General features: G+C 64.0%; 10 protein-coding genes. All 10 read right to left on the bottom strand.

Annotated features, from left to right (window positions below):
* Nucleotides 1–30: 30 nt before the first annotated feature.
* Nucleotides 31–1,155, bottom strand: coding sequence for an enoyl-CoA hydratase/isomerase family protein (locus AC1DX2_RS01655; RefSeq protein ID WP_477194540.1), 1,125 nt, complete (start codon nucleotides 1,153–1,155; stop codon nucleotides 31–33).
* Nucleotides 1,156–1,301: 146 nt separating this feature from the next.
* Complete coding sequence (typA, locus tag AC1DX2_RS01650; RefSeq protein ID WP_477194539.1) at nucleotides 1,302–3,134, bottom strand: translational GTPase TypA; 1,833 nt, start codon at nucleotides 3,132–3,134, stop codon at nucleotides 1,302–1,304.
* Between the two features lie 44 nt (nucleotides 3,135–3,178).
* Entirely contained in the window at nucleotides 3,179–4,177 is a 999-nt protein-coding gene (gene truB / locus AC1DX2_RS01645) for a tRNA pseudouridine(55) synthase TruB (protein WP_477194538.1), read from the bottom strand.
* Between the two features lie 53 nt (nucleotides 4,178–4,230).
* Complete coding sequence (gene rbfA / locus AC1DX2_RS01640) at nucleotides 4,231–4,596, bottom strand: 30S ribosome-binding factor RbfA (protein WP_477194537.1); 366 nt, start codon at nucleotides 4,594–4,596, stop codon at nucleotides 4,231–4,233.
* A gap of 9 nt (nucleotides 4,597–4,605) precedes the next feature.
* Nucleotides 4,606–7,488, bottom strand: a complete 2,883-nt coding sequence (gene infB, locus AC1DX2_RS01635) for a translation initiation factor IF-2 (protein ID WP_477194536.1) — start codon at nucleotides 7,486–7,488, stop codon at nucleotides 4,606–4,608.
* Between the two features lie 24 nt (nucleotides 7,489–7,512).
* On the bottom strand, nucleotides 7,513–9,009 hold the full coding sequence (nusA, locus tag AC1DX2_RS01630) for a transcription termination factor NusA (RefSeq protein ID WP_477194535.1): 1,497 nt from the start codon (nucleotides 9,007–9,009) through the stop codon (nucleotides 7,513–7,515).
* A 19-nt stretch (nucleotides 9,010–9,028) separates the two neighbouring features.
* Nucleotides 9,029–9,625, bottom strand: coding sequence for a ribosome maturation factor RimP (gene rimP, locus AC1DX2_RS01625; RefSeq protein ID WP_477194534.1), 597 nt, complete (start codon nucleotides 9,623–9,625; stop codon nucleotides 9,029–9,031).
* Between the two features lie 196 nt (nucleotides 9,626–9,821).
* Complete coding sequence (locus tag AC1DX2_RS01620; protein ID WP_477194533.1) at nucleotides 9,822–11,120, bottom strand: class I SAM-dependent methyltransferase; 1,299 nt, start codon at nucleotides 11,118–11,120, stop codon at nucleotides 9,822–9,824.
* Between the two features lie 162 nt (nucleotides 11,121–11,282).
* Nucleotides 11,283–14,369, bottom strand: coding sequence for a TonB-dependent receptor (locus AC1DX2_RS01615; protein ID WP_477194532.1), 3,087 nt, complete (start codon nucleotides 14,367–14,369; stop codon nucleotides 11,283–11,285).
* A 373-nt stretch (nucleotides 14,370–14,742) separates the two neighbouring features.
* The gene (locus tag AC1DX2_RS01610; protein ID WP_477194531.1) at nucleotides 14,743–17,865 is read right to left on the bottom strand and encodes a TonB-dependent receptor; all 3,123 of its coding nucleotides are present in this window, start codon (nucleotides 17,863–17,865) and stop codon (nucleotides 14,743–14,745) included.
* Between the last annotated feature and the right edge of the window lie 392 nt (nucleotides 17,866–18,257).

Below are 18,257 nucleotides of genomic sequence, written 5' to 3'. Positions count from 1 at the left end.
CCAGGCAGCTGGCCGCCATTCCTTCGCAGTTCAGCCCAGCGCACACAGTGGATGCGCGTGCGCAGGCCACGGGCTGGCGAAGAACGGTGCCACCATCTCGGGCGTCACGTCCTCGATGCGCGGCGGATTCCATTTCGGCGCGTGGTCCTTGTCCACGGCCAGCGCCCGCACGCCTTCCACCGTCTCGCTGGCCGCACCGGGCCGCAGGTGGAAGCAGTGACGCACCATGTCGCGCTCCATGCGCAGGTCATCGGCCAGGCTCAGGCCTTGTTTGGCGCGGCGCACCTGCTCCAGCACCACATGCAGCATCAGCGGCGAGCGGCGGCGCAATGTGGCTGCCGTGTGCGCGGCCCATTCGGACGTGCTGCCGATGCTCTCCAGCGCCTGGATCAGGGCCGGCACGCTGTCCAGACCGAAGAACTGGTCGATCTGCGCGCGCATGGTCACGGCTGGCGAGCCGGCGTGCCCGGCGTCACCCGCATGCGACTGGCGCCAGGCGGCCAACGCATCCGGCTGGGTGAAGTTCACGGCCGCCAGCGCATCCCAGGCCGTGGCCAGCTGTGCCGACGGCAGGTAGGCATCGGCCAGGCCAAAAGCCAGTGCGTCGGCCGCGCCAATCACCTCGCCCGTCAACGCCAGCCACTCGCCCACCCGGCCCGGGCAGCGGCCCAGGAAGTAGCCGCCACCGACGTCGGGGAACAGGCCGATGTTGGTCTCGGGCATGGCCAGCTTGCTGCGCTCGGTCACCAGGCGCAGGCGCGCGCCCTGGCTGATGCCCATGCCACCACCCATGACGATGCCGTCCATGAAGGCGATGTAAGGCTTGGGGTAGTTGTGGATCAGGTGGTTCAGCGTGTACTCTTCGGTGAAGAAGTCTTCCAGCTGCGGATTGCCGGCCAGCGCCGCCTGGTGGAAAAAGCGGATATCGCCACCGGCACAAAAGCCGCCGAACACGCCGTTCTTGTCGCTGCCGCGAATGGCCACCGCCTGCACGGCCGGGTCATCGCGCCAGGCCAGCAGCAAGCGGGTGATGGCGCGAATCATGGCCAGCGACAAGGCGTTCAGCGCCTTGGGCCGGTTCAGCGTGATGAAGCCCACCTGGCCGCGAACTTCGGCCAGGACGTCGGGGGAAGTGCTTGCAGCAGTCGCGCTCATCTCAAATCTCCAAGGGCATCGGGCGTTAAAAAGCCGGGCCACAGCCCGGCTTGGTGGTTAAGGTTTTGCCGCAGGGCCGCCCCAAGGCAAAACGCTGCCCCCTCGGGGGGCAGCGACGACACGCAGTGCGGAGCGTGGGGGCACGGTCAAGCAGATTCGCGGCTGGCCTTCTTGCGCTCGTGCTCTTTCAGGTAGCGCTTGCGCAAACGCACCGATTTGGGCGTGATTTCGACCAGCTCGTCGTCGTCGATGAACTCCACGCCGTACTCCAAGGTCAACATGATGGGGGGCGTGATCTTGATCGCGTCTTCCTTGCCGCTGACGCGGAAATTGGTCAGCTGTTTGGTCCGCGTGGCGTTGACGACCAGGTCGTTGTCGCGGTTGTGGATGCCGACAATCATGCCTTCGTACACCGGGTCGTTGGGTCGCACGAACATGCGGCCCCGGTCATCGAGCTTGCCCAGGGCGTAGGTGAAGATTTCACCATCGTCCATGGAGATCAGCACGCCGTTCTTGCGGCCACCAATGTCGCCCTTGTGCGGCTCATAGCAATCGAAGATGTTCGAGATCAGGCCCGAGCCGCGCGTCAGGTTCAAAAATTCGTTGGTGAAGCCGATCAGGCCGCGCGCCGGTATGCGGTACTCCAGGCGCACGCGACCGCGGCCATCGGGTTCCATGTTGACCAGGTCACCCTTGCGCTCGCCCAAGGCCTGCATCACGCCGCCCTGGTGCTGGTCTTCAATATCGACCGTGACCAATTCGATGGGCTCGTGCTTTTCGCCATTCACGGTCTTCATGACCACGCGCGGCTTGGAGACCGCCATCTCATACCCTTCACGGCGCATGTTTTCCAGCAGGATGGTCAGGTGCAGCTCGCCGCGCCCCATCACCTCGAAAACACCTTCTTCGTCGGTTTCGTTCACGCGCAGGGCGACGTTGTGCTGCAATTCCTTTTGCAGCCGGTCCCAAATCTGGCGGCTGGTGACGTATTTGCCTTCCCGGCCCGCCAACGGACTGGTGTTGACGCAGAAATTCATGGTCAGCGTCGGCTCATCCACCTTCAGCATCGGCAACGGAGCCGGGTTGAGCGGGTCGGTGATGGTGACGCCAATACCGATGTCGGCAAGGCCGTTGATCAGCACGATCTCGCCTGGGCCCGCGTCTGTTGTTTGCACCCGCTCCAAGCCCTGGAAGGTCAACACCTGGTTGACGCGGCCCTTGACCTGGCTGCCGTCCGGCCCCTCCATCACCACCACGTCCATCATGGGCCGGACGGTTCCGGCGTTGACACGCCCGACACCGATGCGCCCCACGAAGGTCGAAAAGTCCAGCGCGGAAATCTGCAGCTGCAGCGGTGCGGCCGGGTCGCCCGCATGCGCCGGCACGTGCTTCAGCACGGTGTTGAACAGGGCGGACATGTCCGGGCCCCACTGCTCACCCGGGGCGCCCTCTTCCATCGACGACCAGCCGTTGATGCCCGAGGCGTAGACCACGGGGAAGTCCAGTTGCTCGTCGGTGGCACCCAGCTTGTCGAACAGATCGAAGGCGGCGTTGACCACGTGGTCCGGGCGTGCGCCGGGCTTGTCCACCTTGTTCACCACCAGAATGGGCTTCAGGCCCAGGGCCAGGGCCTTCTTGGTCACAAAGCGGGTCTGGGGCATCGGGCCTTCTTGCGCGTCGATCAACAGCACCACGCCGTCGACCATGCTCAGTGCACGCTCCACCTCGCCGCCAAAGTCGGCGTGGCCGGGGGTGTCGACGATGTTGATGTGCGTGCCTTCCCAGGTCACAGCGCAATTCTTGGCCAGGATCGTGATGCCGCGCTCTTTTTCAATCGCGTTGTTGTCCATCACGGTGTCGACAATTTTCTCGTGCTCGGCAAAGGTGCCGGACTGGCGCAACAACTGATCGACCATGGTGGTCTTTCCGTGGTCAACGTGGGCGATGATCGCGATATTGCGGATTTGTTTGTGGCTCATGGTTCACTTTCTCTGTAATCTGTCTTGCATATCCCGGGCCAGGCTCAAGCGGACTGGGCCTGCGGGCTGGCGGCCTGGGCCGCCAGGGTTTGTTCAATTTCCATCGGGCTCAGCAACCGTCCGGGGATCAGCTCGCCGGCCAAGATGCGGCCGCTGCCCAGCAGCGCGTGCGGCTGCTCGCCGAACACTGCCACTTGCGGCGCATCGGGCCAGGCGCCACGGCGGCGCACGCCGCTCAGGTAGCGCCCCGCATTCTCGCTGTCCAGCGTGACGACGGTGTGATCCGCCAGCAGGCTTTCCACCGGCAGCAGGCAGGCCAGCCGTTGGTCTTCGCTCATGGCTTCCAGCTGCTCCAGGGTAACGCAACGCGACAGGTCGAACGGACCGGTGGCGGTGCGGCGCAGCATCGTCAGGTGGCCGCCGCAGCCCAGCGCCTCGCCCAGGTCTTCGCCCAGCGTACGGATGTAGGTGCCCTTGCTGCATTCCACATCGATGGACAGCACCGGCTGCGCCGGATCGTCCAGCTGCGGCCAGACGCTCAGCGAGTAAATGGTGACGTTGCGCGGTGCGCGATCGACCTCAATGCCGGCACGCGCATATTCGTACAAGGCCTTGCCGTCTTTCTTCAGCGCGCTGTACATCGGCGGCACCTGCTGTATCGGCCCCATGAAGGCCAGGGCGGCCTGGGCGACAGCGGCAGCCGTGACGTTGACGTCACGCACCTGCACCACCTCGCCCTCGCCGTCTCCGGTGCTGGTTTTCACACCCAGGCGCACAATGGTGGAGTAGCTCTTGTTGGCGTCCAGGTGCAGCTGGCTGAACTTGGTGGCGGCGCCAAAGCACAGCGGCAGCACGCCGGTGGCCAGCGGGTCCAGAGTGCCGGTGTGGCCGGCCTTTTCGGCCCGCAGCAGCCACTTGGCCTTTTGCAAGGCGTCGTTGCTGGACAGGCCCAGCGGCTTGTCCAGCAGCAGCACGCCATGCACCGGCCGGCGCGTGATGCGCGGCTTGCGGGCGGGCGTGGTGGGTGCGACAGTGGCTTCCATGGGGTTTGGCCAAGGCCAGCTCCCAATGGAAATTGGAATCTGACCCCGATTCTTTAGTCTTTTGCGCGAGAGGACACGGCGCGCGCGATCAGCGCGTTCATGTCGGAGGCGCGTTCGGTGGTGCGGTCGAACAGGAAGTGCAGCGTAGGCACGGTGTGGATGTGCAAGCGCTTGAACAGGCCGTTGCGCAGGAAGCCCGCAGCCTGGTTCAGCGCCGTTTCGCATTCCACCGGGTCGCCCACCAGCACACTGAAGAAGACCTTGGCGTGGGCGTAATCCGGCGTCACCTCGACCGCCTGTACCGTCACCATGCCCACGCGGGGGTCCTTCAACTCGCGCGCGATCAGCTCCGTCAGATCGCGCTGGATCTGATCGGCAACCTTGAAGCTGCGGTTGGGGACTTTCTTGCGTGCGGGCATGGCGGGTTCTTACAGCGTACGGGCCACTTCGCGGATTTCGAAGAACTCCAGCACGTCACCCTCTTGGATGTCGTTGTAGTTCTTGATGTTCAAGCCGCACTCGAAGCTTTCCTTGACTTCGCGTGCGTCGTCCTTGAAGCGCTTGAGCGACTCCAGCTCGCCGGTGAAGATGACCACGTTATCGCGCAGCAGGCGCAACCGCGCGGTGCGGCGCACCACACCTGCGGTGACCATACAGCCGGCGATGGAGCCGATCTTGGAGACCTTGAACACCTGGCGGATCTCGGCGGTGCCGATGACTTCTTCCTTCTTGTCCGGCGTCAGCATGCCCGACATGGCGGCCTTCAACTCATCCACAGCGTCGTAGATGATGTTGTAGTAGCGGATGTCCACGCCGTTGCCTTCGGCCAGCTTGCGCGCACCGGCATCGGCGCGCGTGTTGAAGCCGATGATGACCGCCTTGGAGGCGATCGCCAGGTTGACGTCGGACTCGCTGATGCCACCCACGGCGGCATACACCAGCTGCACCTTGACCTCGTCGGTGGAGAGCTTGAGCAGCGACTGTGCCAGCGCTTCCTGCGAGCCCTGCACGTCGGCCTTGACGATGATGGGCAGGAACTTGACCTCGCCCGCCGTCATGTCGCTGAACATGTTCTCCAGCTTCGCAGCCTGCTGCTTGGCCAGCTTGGTGTTGCGGAACTTGCCGGCGCGGTAGGTGGCGATTTCGCGCGCGCGGCGCTCGTCGCTCATCACCATGAACTCGTCGCCCGCCTGCGGCACCTCGGTCAAGCCCTGGATCTCCACCGGAATGGAGGGGCCTGCCGTCTTGATGGGCTTGCCGTTCTCGTCCAGCATGGCGCGCACGCGGCCATAGGTCGAGCCGGCCAGCACCACATCGCCGGTTTTCAACGTGCCGGACTGAATCAGCACCGTGGCCACCGGGCCGCGGCCCTTGTCCAACTGGGCCTCGATCACCAGGCCCTTGGCCATGGCGTCCACCGGTGCGCGCAGCTCGAGCACCTCGGCTTGCAGCAGCACCTGTTCCAGCAGTTCATCCACGCCCTGCCCGGTTTTGGCCGACACCGACACGAACGGCGAGTTGCCGCCGAACTCTTCCGGTATCACCTCTTCCGTCACCAGCTCGTTCTTCACGCGCTCGGCGTTGGCATCGGGCTTGTCGATCTTGTTGATGGCAACCACGATGGGCACACCCGCCGCCTTGGCGTGCTTGATGGCTTCCTTGGTTTGCGGCATCACGCCGTCGTCGGCCGCCACCACCAGGATGACGATGTCGGTTGCCTTGGCGCCGCGCGCACGCATGGCCGTGAAGGCCTCGTGGCCTGGCGTATCCAGGAAGGAGACCATGCCGCGCGGCGTCTCCACATGGTAGGCACCAATGTGCTGCGTGATGCCGCCGGCCTCACCCGAGGCCACCTTGGCGCGGCGGATGTAGTCCAGCAGCGAGGTCTTGCCATGGTCCACGTGGCCCATGACGGTGACCACCGGGGCGCGCGGCAAGGACGGTGCGTCCTGTTGTGCCACTTCGTCGTCGGTGAAGGCTTCGGGGTCGTCCAGTGCGGCCACCATCGCTTTGTGGCCCATTTCCTCGACCACGATCATGGCCGTGTCCTGGTCCAGCGACTGGTTGATGGTGACCATCTGGCCCAGCTTCATCAGGTGCTTGATGACCTCGGAGGCCTTGACCGCCATCTTGTGCGCCAGTTCGGACACGGTGATGGTTTCGGGCACGTGCACTTCGATCACGCGCGCTTCCGTCGGCGCCGCCTGCATCTGGTGGTCGTCGCGGTCGTGGCTGCCGCCGCGCTTGCCACGCGGGCCGCCCCGCCAGTTGCTGCGGCCAACGCCGCCGCTGGAGTCACCGCGGGTCTTGATTTCCTTCTTCTTGGCCGGATCGCCCGCCCAGCTGGATGACAGCTTGGCCGACTTCACTTCCTTGCCAGCACCGGCCGGCGCAGGTGCACCGGTGCCCGGCCTGGGCGGCTGGGTGCTGCCGGCAGCCGGCTTGTGCAGGGTGCCCTTGAGGCCCTTGGCATCGGTGGCGGCCTTGGCGTCGGGCTTGGGTTCTTCCTTCTTGACCACCACCGGCTTCTTGGCCGGCGCGGCCATCATCTGGCGAATGGCCGCGGCTTCGGCCTCGGCCTTGCGGCGGCGGTCGCCCAGATCGGCGGCGCGGGCGGCCTCGTCGGCGGCGCGCGCCTTGGCCTCGGTGGCGGCCTTGTCGGCTGCCTCCTGGCGTGCCTTGGCAGCGGCCTTTTCCATGGCTTCAGCAGCCTCGTCGCGCACCGCTTGCGGAACGCCACCAGCGGCTTGGGACTGCGCCTGGGCAGCCTCGGCGGCGGCCTTGTCGGCAACCGCCTGTTGCTCGGCGGCGACGCGTTCGCGCGCCTCCTGCTCTTCGCGCTCGCGGCGGCGTTGCGCCAGCTCTTCTTCCTGGCGGCGTATCAGTTCGGCCTGGCGGCGCGCTTCTTCCTCGCGGCGTGCCAGCTCGGCGTTGTCGATCACCGGCGCGTTGGCGGCCTCAGTTTCCTGCGCGCTGGCGGGCGCGGCTTCGGGCACGCTGTCGCTGCCGTCATCGCGGCGCACAAAAGTGCGCTTCTTGCGCACTTCCACCTGGATGGTGCGCGCCTTGCCACTGGAGTCGGCCTGCTTGATCTCGGTGGTCTGCTTCTTGACCAGCGTGATCTTCTTGCGCTCCTGCGTGACAGTGCCGTGGCTGGCCTGCAAGTGGCTGAGCAGCTTGTGCTTGTCGGTGTCGGTCAGGATGTCGTTGGCGGAGGCCTTGGCCACGCCGGCGGACTTCAGCTGCTCAAGCAGCGTGTCGTTGGACTTCTTGAGTTCGACTGCGAATTCGGAAACGGTCGTGCTGGACATATGTGGTGGATCCTTTCATGACCGTTACTCGTGAGAAGCCGTGTCATTGGCAAACCAATGCTCGCGTGCTTTCATGATCAGGGTCTTGGCTTCGTCCGCAGACTGGCCGGTAATCTCGGTGAGCTCGTCCACGGCCAGATCGGCCAGGTCGTCGCGGGTGTGGATGCCGGCTTCGGCCAGCTTGGCCACCAGTTCGGGGGTGACGCCTTCGAGGTCGCGCAGATTCTGCGAAACCTCTTCCACGCTCTCTTCGCGGGCGATTTCCATGGTCAGCATGGCGTCCTTGGCTCGCGCACGCAGCTCGTTGACGGTGTCCTCGTCGAAGGACTCGATCTCCAGCATTTCCTGGATCGGCACGTAGGCCACTTCTTCCAGGCTGGTGAAGCCCTCGGAGATCAGGATGTCGGCGATTTCCTCGTCCACATCCAGCTTCTCCATGAACAGGCCACGCACCGAGCTGGTCTCGTTGGCCTGCTTTTGCGCCGATTCGGCGGCGTCCATGATATTGATCTTCCAGCCGGTCAGGTCGGAGGCCAGGCGCACGTTCTGGCCGCCGCGGCCGATGGCGATGGCCAGGTTTTCCTCGTCCACCACCACATCCATGGCGTGCCGCTCTTCGTCCACCACGATGCTGGAGACATTGGCCGGCGCCAGCGCGCCGATCACGAACTGCGCCGGGTCTTCGCTCCACAGCACGATGTCCACGCGCTCGCCGGCCAGCTCATTGGTGACGCTGTTGACGCGCGTGCCGCGCACGCCCACGCAGGTGCCAATCGGGTCGACCCGCTTGTCATGCGACAGCACGGCGATCTTGGCGCGCGAGCCGGAGTCACGGGCGCAGGATTTGATTTCCAGCAGGCCCTGCTCGATCTCGGGCACTTCCTGGCGGAACAGCTCGATCATGAATTCGGGCGCCGAGCGCGACAGGATGATGGGCGCACCGCGCAGCGTCAGGTCCACCTCCATGATCATGGCGCGCACGCGGTCGCCGGTGCGCAGGTTTTCCTTGGCGATCATCTCGCTGCGGCGCAGCCGGCCTTCGACGCGGCCGCTTTCGATGATCATGTCGCCCTTGTCCATGCGCTTGACGGTGCCGACGAAGATCTTGTCGCCGCGCGACATGAAGTCGTTGAGCAACATCTCCCGCTCGGCGTCGCGGATTTTCTGCAGGATCACCTGCTTGGCGGCCATCGCGCCAATGCGGCCTATGGGCACGGAATCCACCGATTCCTCGATGTATTCGTCCACCTCGATGTCGGCAATCTGCTCCTTGGCTTCAAACAGCAGGATTTCCTGGTCGGGCAGTTGCAGGCCGGCCTCATCCGGCACCACGTGCCAGCGGCGGAAGGTTTCGTAGTTGCCGGTCTCACGGTCCAACGCCACGCGGATGTCCACGTCGCCGGGGTACAGCTTCTTGGTGGCCTGCGCCAGCGCAGCCTCAACGGCGCCCAGCACCACGTCGCGCTCCACGCTCTTTTCGCGCGAGATCGCTTCCACCAGCATCAACAGTTCTCGATTCATGCCACTACTCTCCTTCATTTCAAGCGCCGTCAACGGCACCGCCGCGCCCCTTGAAGCTCACCAACGGAGCCAGGCGCGCGTCACGCAATTCATCCAGTTTGAATCCCAGGGCTTGCAACGGGGCCTGCGTGCGCTTCTTGCTCACGCGTTGCCCGGGCTTCACCACGGGCTCGTCCCGCCACACAATCTGCCAGCCGCTCTGGCCTTCAGCATCCCGCACACGCTCCAGGGTGCCGCGAAATTTTTTCCGATTCACCGCCACTTGTCCAGCCGCCGCCTCGCCTATCGGCGCCTTCAGCGTCAGGTCCACCACCTGGCCGGTGAAGCGCAGGAAATCGTTCTCGGTCTTCAACGGCCTGTCTATGCCCGGCGAGGACACCTCCAGCCGCTTGTACTCCGCGCCGTCCACCTCCAGGGCGAACTGCAACTGGCGCGTCACCTTCTCGCAATCCTCGACGTTGACGAACTGCTCCAGCGCGGGCGCTGCACCTTCGGCCGGCGGCGTCCAGGGCAGGTCTATCGTGATGCGCAGCAGCCCCCCGGCGGAACGCTCGATGTCCACCAACTGGTAACCCAGACCACTGACGGTCTGCTCAACAATATCCTGCAATGCCACGCGATGAACCTGATACCTGCTTTGTCGGGTTGCGAAACCAGGCTGGCGATACCATGTGGCGCCAGACCTGCAAAAACGATCGACCAAAAAAAACGGGCGGTAGATACCCGCCCGTTTGGTCGTGAAGCATGAATTATAGCGCAACCGGCGCCAAATTGCGCGCATTTTTTGCGAAAAACCGGCTATGCGGCCGGGGTCAACCAGGCACCGACTTGTGGCGAAGCAGCAGGCGCTCGATGGTGTTCAGGATGTCGAAACTGCTGCTGAAATCGGCAAATAGTTGCTGGTTGCTTAATTTCAAGTGCCGGTTGGTCGGCTCGGCACGCACGCGCTCAAAAATCTGCCCAAAGCTGCGCTGGCCATCGATGTGCTGCAGCACCTGCGCGGCGTGGCGCCCTGGCTGCACGGCGACGGTGAGGCCCAGGTGCTTGTGGTCCAGCCAGAAGCCGCGCCCGCCATTCTGGCTGAAGATGGCCGCCACCTGGGGGCCGGTGAGCGGCTCGTTGTAGAAGAAGGGCACCATGTCGGCGTCGCCGTAGCTGGCCTGACAGGCTGGCGAACGCGTGGCGTAGAACACGTGGGTCATCAGGTTGCCGCTGAGCAGTTCGGCGGCGGCATGGCGCTGGCGCGCGGGCATCGCCTCCAGGCCGGCCAGCAGTGGAGACGCCGGCGCGCCGCGCAGCGCCAGGCGCGGCTCGTAGGCCGAGCGCCCCCGGCCCACGGCGCTGAAGGCCAGCGACAGGCCGTGGCCATCGGCCAGCCAGGCATACAGCTGCTCCACGGTGTAGGCGCGGTCCTGCGAGTGCAGCACGACGTCGTACAGGTCGGCGTCGGTGACCATGTCGGCGCGCCACAGGTCCTCACAGCGGGCAAACCAGTTGGTGGGCGGCAGCATGGCCAGCAGTTGCCGGGCATTGGCCAGCTGGCCGGCAATGCTGCCCTCCCCCTGGTTGACGGCACGCATCAACTCCTGCATCTGGTAGATGCCGGTACGGCCCACCTGGCCATAGACCATCAGGCCCATGGCTCCGCCGTCCTTCAGCACGGCCATCAGCGCGCGCAGGCCGGCGTCCGGCTCTTCCAGGTGGTGCAGCACGCCGCTGCAGTTGATGTAGTCGAATGGGGCCAAGCCCAGGTGCGGCAGGTTCAGCAGCGAATCCTGCACCCACTCGATGTTGGTCAGGCCGCGGATCTCGGCGCGCTGCCTGGCGATGTCCATGCTGGCGCCGCTGAAGTCCAGGTGCACGACGCGTGCATGGGTCGACTTCAACTGCTCAGCCAGGAAGATGGTGGCGCTGCCGGTGCCGCCACCGGCCACCAGCACTCTGAAATCCTGCTCGAAGGTCTGCCTGCCGGCGAAGCAATAGTGGTTGAGCATGGGCAGGTGCTCCAGCCAGGTGTGCATCAGCCGGTGCTGCTCGTCCTGCGGGTCCACCGGCGGGTAAGGCAGCATTTCATACTGCTGCTGCACACGGCTGCTGGGCTTGGCGGTCATGGTGATGGGGGCTGCGGAAACGGAAACAGGGTACAGACAATTCCAATAGCAATTGGCATGCCGCAGAGAGTTGGCACGTCTCAGGCAAGTGCTGAGACAAAAAAAGCCCGCAGACTTTCGCCTGCGGGCTTCAAATGGCTTAGCTCTTGATCTACAAGTGGTTTAGAACTTGTAGTCGTAGGACGCCGTGAACTTGACCGAGCGCGGAGCTGCGTAGCTCTGCACGATCTGGTACGTCGTCAGGATGGTGGTCAAGTTGCGGTTGTACTTGCGCTCTTCGATGGCTTCAGCAGGCTGTTGGTTGAACAGGTTGAAGATGTCCATCTTGAACGTGAAGTTCTTGAACATTTCCGGCTTGTACTGGAAGTTGATGTCCACACGCACGTCCGGCGGCAGGGTGCCATACGAACCGCGGGGGGCAGGCTTGCCATCGCAGTAGAAGTAGGCCGAGCCGTAGCCGGAGTAATTCGTCACCGGGCCGCCGGGAACGAACGGAGGCGTGGCGGCGAGCACCGGATCAGGCGCATTGCCGATACAGTTCTTCGGACGACCGGTAGCGGCCAGCAGGTTGCCGCCGACGCCCCACTCAGGCGTGACCTGAGCGTAGCCGAACAGCTTCAACTGGTGCGTGCGGTTGTTGGGCAGCAGACCACTGGAATTGATCGAGAATTCCGGGAAGTCGTAAGCCTGCGTGGTCGACACGTCGCCCTGGCCGATGTCGGACAGCAGCTGACCTTCGGTGTTGCCGGAGTTGCGCGACCAGGTGTAGGTCGCCTTGCCCCACCACTTGCCATCGAACGGGTGCTCGGCCCACAGGTCCAGCGCCACGTACTTGCGGTCAACCGGAGCGATGCCCAGGTCAGCCGCCGACAGGACGATGCGCTCCAGCTTGCCGTCGCCGTTGATGTCGATGTTGAAGGTGTTGCCTTGGCCGGGGTTGAACAGCGCGCAGTTGTAGCCGAAGTGGCTGGCATCCACGTTGTTGCGGGCGGCCCAGGCGATGAACGGACGGTCGTCGCAATGGTCGTCAATGGCCGTCTTCAGGCTGCGGTAGGTCAGCTTGGCGCCAACGTTCCAGTCCTTGGACAGGGCCTTCTCGAAACCGACGGCGAATTCGTCCTGGAAGTTGCCGGACATGCCTTCAGCAGCCACTTCCTTGGGATTCTTGGCCTGGCCCAATTCGTTGTTGGCGGAAATCGGCGGGCCAAGCTGCGTCAGGCCGGTGGGCGCGCCATTGGCGTCCACGCCGGTGTAGACGAAGGTTTGCGTCGTGTTCAGCGAAGAACCGGCACCGCGCACTGCCACGTTGGTGGGCAGCGGCACGTGGTAGCGGCCCATGTTGGCGAACAGCTTCATGGAAGCATCGCCATTGATGTCCCAGGACGCGCCAATACGCGGGGCCAGCTGGGTCGGCAGGTCGATGTAGGACAGGCCGTCGCCGTTCTTGTTGTTGAAGCCTTCGTTACGCAGGCCCAGCGACAGCAGAACGTTGTCGGTGACCTTCCACTTGTCTTCAATGTACCAGGCGGACTGGTCAACCTGCGGCGTGGAGCCGGTGGAGCTGATCACGCGCTGGACAATGTAACCCTGCTGAGCGTAGGGGTTGCCGGCCACGGTGTTCGGGGCGACTTCGCCACGCTGCACTGCGGTACCCGGAGCGGTCTTGCCGTAAACCCATTGCACGCCGCCGGCGGTGGAAGCACCTGCCTTGGAGTTGATGGTGTTCTTGTCCAGGCCCAGGCGGAAGTTGTGCGCGCCGAACTTGTACTCGACGTCCAGGCGGAAGCCCTTGTTCTCGTCAAAGGCATTGGGCGTCAGCAGCGTGCCGACCACACCTTGCGGGTTGGGGTAGGCGAAGCCGGGGATCTGGTCAGCCGCGGTGGACACGGTTTGGGCCAGAGCGGGGTTGTAGCCGTTCGGGGTCACCTTGTGGTCGGAGCGGGTGCGGCCAGCCAACGCGGTGAAGGTCAGGTCATCGGTGAAGTAGCCGGTGTACTTGATGATGTCGACCTTGGCGCCCTTGGGCTGCACCAGGGCGTCAGCAGCCGTGGCACCCCAGTTGACCACGTCAACACCGCCGTTGCGGACGTTGTCGCGCTGGCCGGTGGCGTAGCTGTAGCCGTAGTAGCGGCGGTTGTCGCGGTTTTCATCAAAGATGTGCGTGTACTCGAGGTGGTGCGCATCGGTGATGTTCCAGTCCAACTTCAACAAGCCGCGCGGCGTCGACACGTCACGCTCTTGGAAGGCAGCCGCGTTCACGCTACCGGCCACGGCCGTGTTGGCAATGCGGGTGGAATCGCGGTTCAGGCGGGTGTTTTCCAGCGCGGCGTAGATGAACAGCTTGTCCTGGATGATGGGACCGCCGACATACAGGTTTTCCTGCGTGCGGCTTTGCTGGTTCAACGAGTTGTCAAAACGGATCTTGCCGTCCAGCGTGGTGCCGACGTTTTCATAGTAGATGCTGCGTTCTTTGGAGCGCAGGCTGTTGGGCTCGACCGACACGGAGGCGCCGGCCACCCAGCTGTTGCCGCCGGACTTGGTCACGATGTTGACCACGCCACCGGTGGAACGGCCGAATTCAGCGCCGTAGCCGCCGGTCAGCACCTGCGCCTGGGCGATGGAGTTGAACGGCAGTTGCGAGAAGCCCACCTGCGTCAGCATGGAGGTGACGGGGAAGCCGTTGATGTAATAGGCGTTTTCAGAGGCCGAGGAGCCGCCGAAGGACGGGGCGTTGCCGCCGCCGTAACGCGAGTCACCACGGGTGGTGTTGGGGGCCAGCTGGATCACGGCGCCCACGTTGGAAGCCACCGGCACCTTGGCCAGGTCGCTGGCGGTGAACACGGTGGTGGAACCCACGGAAGCCACGTCGATCTTGGAGCGCTGGCCGACCACTTGCACCGTGGTCAGGGTCGTGCCGCCGGCGAAGGCCACTTCGGTGCCTTGGCCCACGCGAACTTCAGCGTTTTCGGTCTTGGTGACCTTGCCGCCGACAACCAGTTCAACCTTGTAGGGGCCGGTGGTCAGGGATTGGCCGTTGAAACGGCCGGTGCTGTCGACGGTCAGGGTACGCTTTGAGCCCGTGTCGGTGTTCGTCAGAACCACGGTCGAGCCGGCGGGGGCGTCAACCTTGCCGTACAGGGTACCGGTCGCATTGGATTGCGCAAATGCCGTGGTGCTCACACCACCGGCCAGCACCATGCTGCCGAATGCAACGGCCAGCGCGCGCGCCACCACTGTCTTCCGCAGCACATTGCTATGCCTGTTATTTTCCATGGGGTTTTCCTTCAAACTTGAAAGTTTCAAACGAGAGCAAAGCAAAAGTTGCGCCACGATCGGCCACGTTTACGGGAATCATTCCCGTAAACATGTCTGTTTGGTGAACTAACTGTAAATCGTTTGACGGGAAATCTGCCCGTTGGCCCCACTTCAAGAGGCCAAAAAAGCGCCGACTGTTGTCAAAATCCATCACCCATACAGGTGAATTCGTACCAGCTTTACAAAGATTCGTCCCACCTTCCCTCCCCGGCCACGAAAAAAAGCCCGCCCGATCACCCGGGCGGGCTTGGCCTTTCTGGCCCTGAAACTGGCCCCTACCGGACGGTGTCCGCCGGGGCCAGGGACCTCAGAACTTGTAGTCGTAAGTCGCCGTGAACTTCACGCTGCGCGGCGCCGTGTAGCTGACCACCCGGCCATAGGTGGAGATGACTGGGGTGCCGGCGCCGCCGGTGTTGTAGGTCTCGTCCACGTTTTGCGCCGTCTGGCTGTTGAAGACGTTGAACATGTCCATCTTGAAGGCCAGGCCCTTGACCATTTCCGGCTTGAAGGTGAAGTTCACGTCCAGCCGGTTGTCCCAAGGCAGGTTGCCGACCGAGCCGCGCGGTGACGGCACGCCGTTGCAGTAGTGGGTGGCCGAACCGTAGGCCTGCACGGCGGCATTCGGGTCAGGGTAGGAGCCAATGCAGCTCAACGGCGCCCCCGAGGCCAGCAGCAGGTTGGCGCCCACCGTCCATTGCGGCGTCACGTCCACATAACCGTAGGCCTTGATCTGGTGCTTGCGGTCATTGGGCAATGGGCCGTAGGCGTACTCCATCAGGTTGCCGAAATCCCAGGCCTGAGTGGCCGAGACGTCGGTCTGGGCGATGTCGGACAGCGTCTGGCCCTCGGTGTTGCCGCGGCTGCGCGCGTAGGTGTAGTTCACCCGGCCGTACCAGCCGTCGCGGTACGGGTGCTCGGCGAACAGGTCGAGCGCGAAGTAGGTGCGCTTGGCCGGGCCGGGCTGGCCGGTCAGTGACGGGTCAAACCCCATGTCCTTGGGCGTCAGCGTCACCAGCGTGTAGTTCTTGCCGGTGCCGCTGTAGTCCACCAGCAAGGTGTTGGTCTGGCCGGGGTTGACCGACGCGCAATTGAAGCCGCCGTAGTTGGATTCGTCGATGTTGTGGGCCGCCGCATAGTTGTCGATCGGCGTTTGGTCGCAGAAATCGTCGATGGTGTTGACCAGCCGGCGGTAGGTCACCTTGGCGCCCCAGTTCAGCGACGGCGAGAACGCCCGCTCGAAGCCCAGCGTGATCTCATCCTGCTGGTTGGGCTTCAGGTTGGTGGACGCCAGCACGTTGGGATCCTTGGGTGTGCCGATTTCGCCATCGGGCGATACGGACGGACCCAGGTTGACACGGCCTATCGGCGAGCCGTCGGCGGCGATGCCGGTGTAGGTGAAGTACTGCTGCAGGTAGGTGGACGGCCCGGCGCCGCGTATCGCCAGGTGCGTGGGGATCTGCACCGAGTAACGGCCGGCGCTGCCGAACACCTTGAACGAGGCGTCGCCATTGACGTCCCAGGCGGCGCCCACGCGCGGCGACAGCACATTGTTCTGCTGCAGGAAGGTCTCGCCGACGTTGTTCTTGTTCTGGAACGACTCGCTGCGCAGGCCCAGGGACAGCAGCAGGTTCTTGGTGATCTGCCAGCGGTCCTCGATGTAGGTGGCCTGCTGGTCGGAATAGGCGTCGGCAACGTCGGTGAAGGTCCGCACGCGGCCGTAGTAGCCCTGCGCGCCCAGGCCGCCGCCGCCGGCCACCGTCAGGTTGCCCGAAGCCGGCGAGAAGGTGGCAGGCGTGGCGGTGTAGCGGTAGCTGTAGGTGCCGCCGCCGGGGAAGAAATCGCCGGCGTTGTGTGAGGCCAGCTGGTTGTTGTCCACACCGGCGCGCAGCGTGTGGTTGCCCAGGTGCCATTCGATGTCCAGCCGCTTGGACGTCACATCGTCTTCGGCGCCGGGCGCGATCTGGTTGGTGGTCAGCGCCTGAGGGTTGTTGTACGTCAGCCCGGGCGCGGCCGCGGTGGGCGTCAGCAGCGACACCGTGTACAGGCTGCCGCCGGCGCCGGCCGAGCTGGTGAAGTTTTCGGTGTGCGGCGACTGCGACTTGCCGTACAGCGCGGTGATGGTCAGGTCGTCAGTGATGTTGCCGGTGTAGCGCAGGATCTGGTCGTTCATGCCCACGTCCGGCGTCACCTGGAACACGTTCTTGTAGTCGCCGGTGAAGTTGACCTGGCCGGTGTGCGCGCCGGTGGTGTAGTCGTAAGGTGAGAACTTCTGCACCGTCTTGGTCTGGTCGCCGATCATGGTCAGCTCCAGGCGGTGGTTGTCCGTCAGGTTCCAGTCGAACTTGCCCATCCAGCGGTCGGCGGTGTTGGTCTGGTTGTTCCAGCCCCATTTGCCGACGTCGCCGGTGGCGATGCCGGCGGTGGACAGGCCGGAATTGGTGCCGGCAAAGTTGCTGCTCAACTCTTCGGCGGCAAAGAACATGAACAGCTTGTCCTTGATCAGGGGGCCGCCGATGTAGCCGCCCACCGTAGTCTCGGTCTGCGTGTTCTGCGCGCGGCGGCGGTACAGCGTGCCGTCGGTGGCCTTGTTGGCCGGGTCGCCGGTGTTGGCGTAGTACAGGTCCTTGTAGCTGGAGCGGAAGGCTGACGGCGTGATGCTGTAGCTGGCGCCGGCCTCCCACTCGTTGGTGCCGCTCTTGGTGGTGATGTTGACCACGCCACCGATGGCGCGGCCGAACTCGGCGCCGAAGCCGCCGGTCAGCACCTGGGCCTGCTGGATGGCGCCAAACGGCAGTTGCGACGAACCCAGCTGGTTCAGCGGGTTGGTGACCGGGAAGCCGTTGATGTAATAGGCGTTTTCGGACACGGCGCCACCGCCGAAACTGGCCACATTGCCATAGCGCGAATCGCCGCGCGTGGTGTTGGGGGCCAGCTGCACGATGGCCGCGACGTCGCGCGCCACAGGCAGCGCATCGAGCTGTTTGGCGGTGAAGCTGGTGCCGTTTTGCGAGCTGGAGATGTCAATGGACTGACGCCGGCCCACCACCTGCACCGTGGCCAGCGCGGTGCCGCCGGCCTCGAACTTCAACTCGGAACCATTGCCCGCCAGCACGTCGACGGTGACGGTGCTGGTGACATTGCCGCCACTGAGCAATTGCGCCTTGTAGGTGCCCGCCGGCAGTGCGGTGGCCTGGAAGCGGCCGGCCGCGTCGGGCACGACGCTGCGTTTCAAGCCCGTGCCGGTGTTTTCCAGCACCACGGTGGAACCGGGCGCCACGGTGCCGAACACGGTGCCGGCGGCGTTGGACTGTGCAAACGCGGTGCCGGGCATGGCTGCTGCCAGCACGGCAGAGCCGAACGCGACGGCCAGCGCACGCGCGACCACCGTCTTGCGCAACACCAATGCGTTGCCTTGTCTTTTGTTGTCCATGGGGTTTCCTTCAAACAATGGAAAGCAGATCAGGCTGGGTTCGCCTGCGCCACGATTGACAACCGGAGCGGAATCATTTCCGGCCCGACTTCTGCTTCGTGAAGGAACTTTAAATTAGCAATGCCTCGCTTTGAATTAGGAGGCGTAGAAAACAGATGTAAAGCAGCCCCTGCGTTGCCAAAAAGCATCGCACGTTTTCAAGCTGTTTACGTTGATTTGTAAAGTAAATTTACTTAGCTTTACGGCCAACCTCTGTGTAAATTTTTGGTCAATTTGTAGCAAACAACATGTCAATCAAAGGTAAATCTCTAGTTAATTGATATCAATTAACTAGAAACCACTTGCGCGGCAAAAAAGACGGGTGGCCGCACTTCGGCCACCCGCCCTTGCAA

Source organism: Hylemonella sp. P2_B10 (genome assembly GCF_056404875.1).
Note: the sequence above shows the minus strand (reverse complement) of the source record. Positions and strands in the feature narration are given on the sequence as shown.

What these genes read in the sequence shown, in the direction of transcription:
- AC1DX2_RS01655 (WP_477194540.1), bottom strand. Translation starts at nt 1,155, where the DNA reads ATGAGCGCGACTGCTGCAAGCACTTCCCCCGACGTCCTGGCCGAAGTT.
- typA (WP_477194539.1), bottom strand. Translation starts at nt 3,134, where the DNA reads ATGAGCCACAAACAAATCCGCAATATCGCGATCATCGCCCACGTTGAC.
- truB (WP_477194538.1), bottom strand. Translation starts at nt 4,177, where the DNA reads ATGGAAGCCACTGTCGCACCCACCACGCCCGCCCGCAAGCCGCGCATC.
- rbfA (WP_477194537.1), bottom strand. Translation starts at nt 4,596, where the DNA reads ATGCCCGCACGCAAGAAAGTCCCCAACCGCAGCTTCAAGGTTGCCGAT.
- infB (WP_477194536.1), bottom strand. Translation starts at nt 7,488, where the DNA reads ATGTCCAGCACGACCGTTTCCGAATTCGCAGTCGAACTCAAGAAGTCC.
- nusA (WP_477194535.1), bottom strand. Translation starts at nt 9,009, where the DNA reads ATGAATCGAGAACTGTTGATGCTGGTGGAAGCGATCTCGCGCGAAAAG.
- AC1DX2_RS01620 (WP_477194533.1), bottom strand. Translation starts at nt 11,120, where the DNA reads ATGACCGCCAAGCCCAGCAGCCGTGTGCAGCAGCAGTATGAAATGCTG.
- AC1DX2_RS01610 (WP_477194531.1), bottom strand. Translation starts at nt 17,865, where the DNA reads ATGGACAACAAAAGACAAGGCAACGCATTGGTGTTGCGCAAGACGGTG.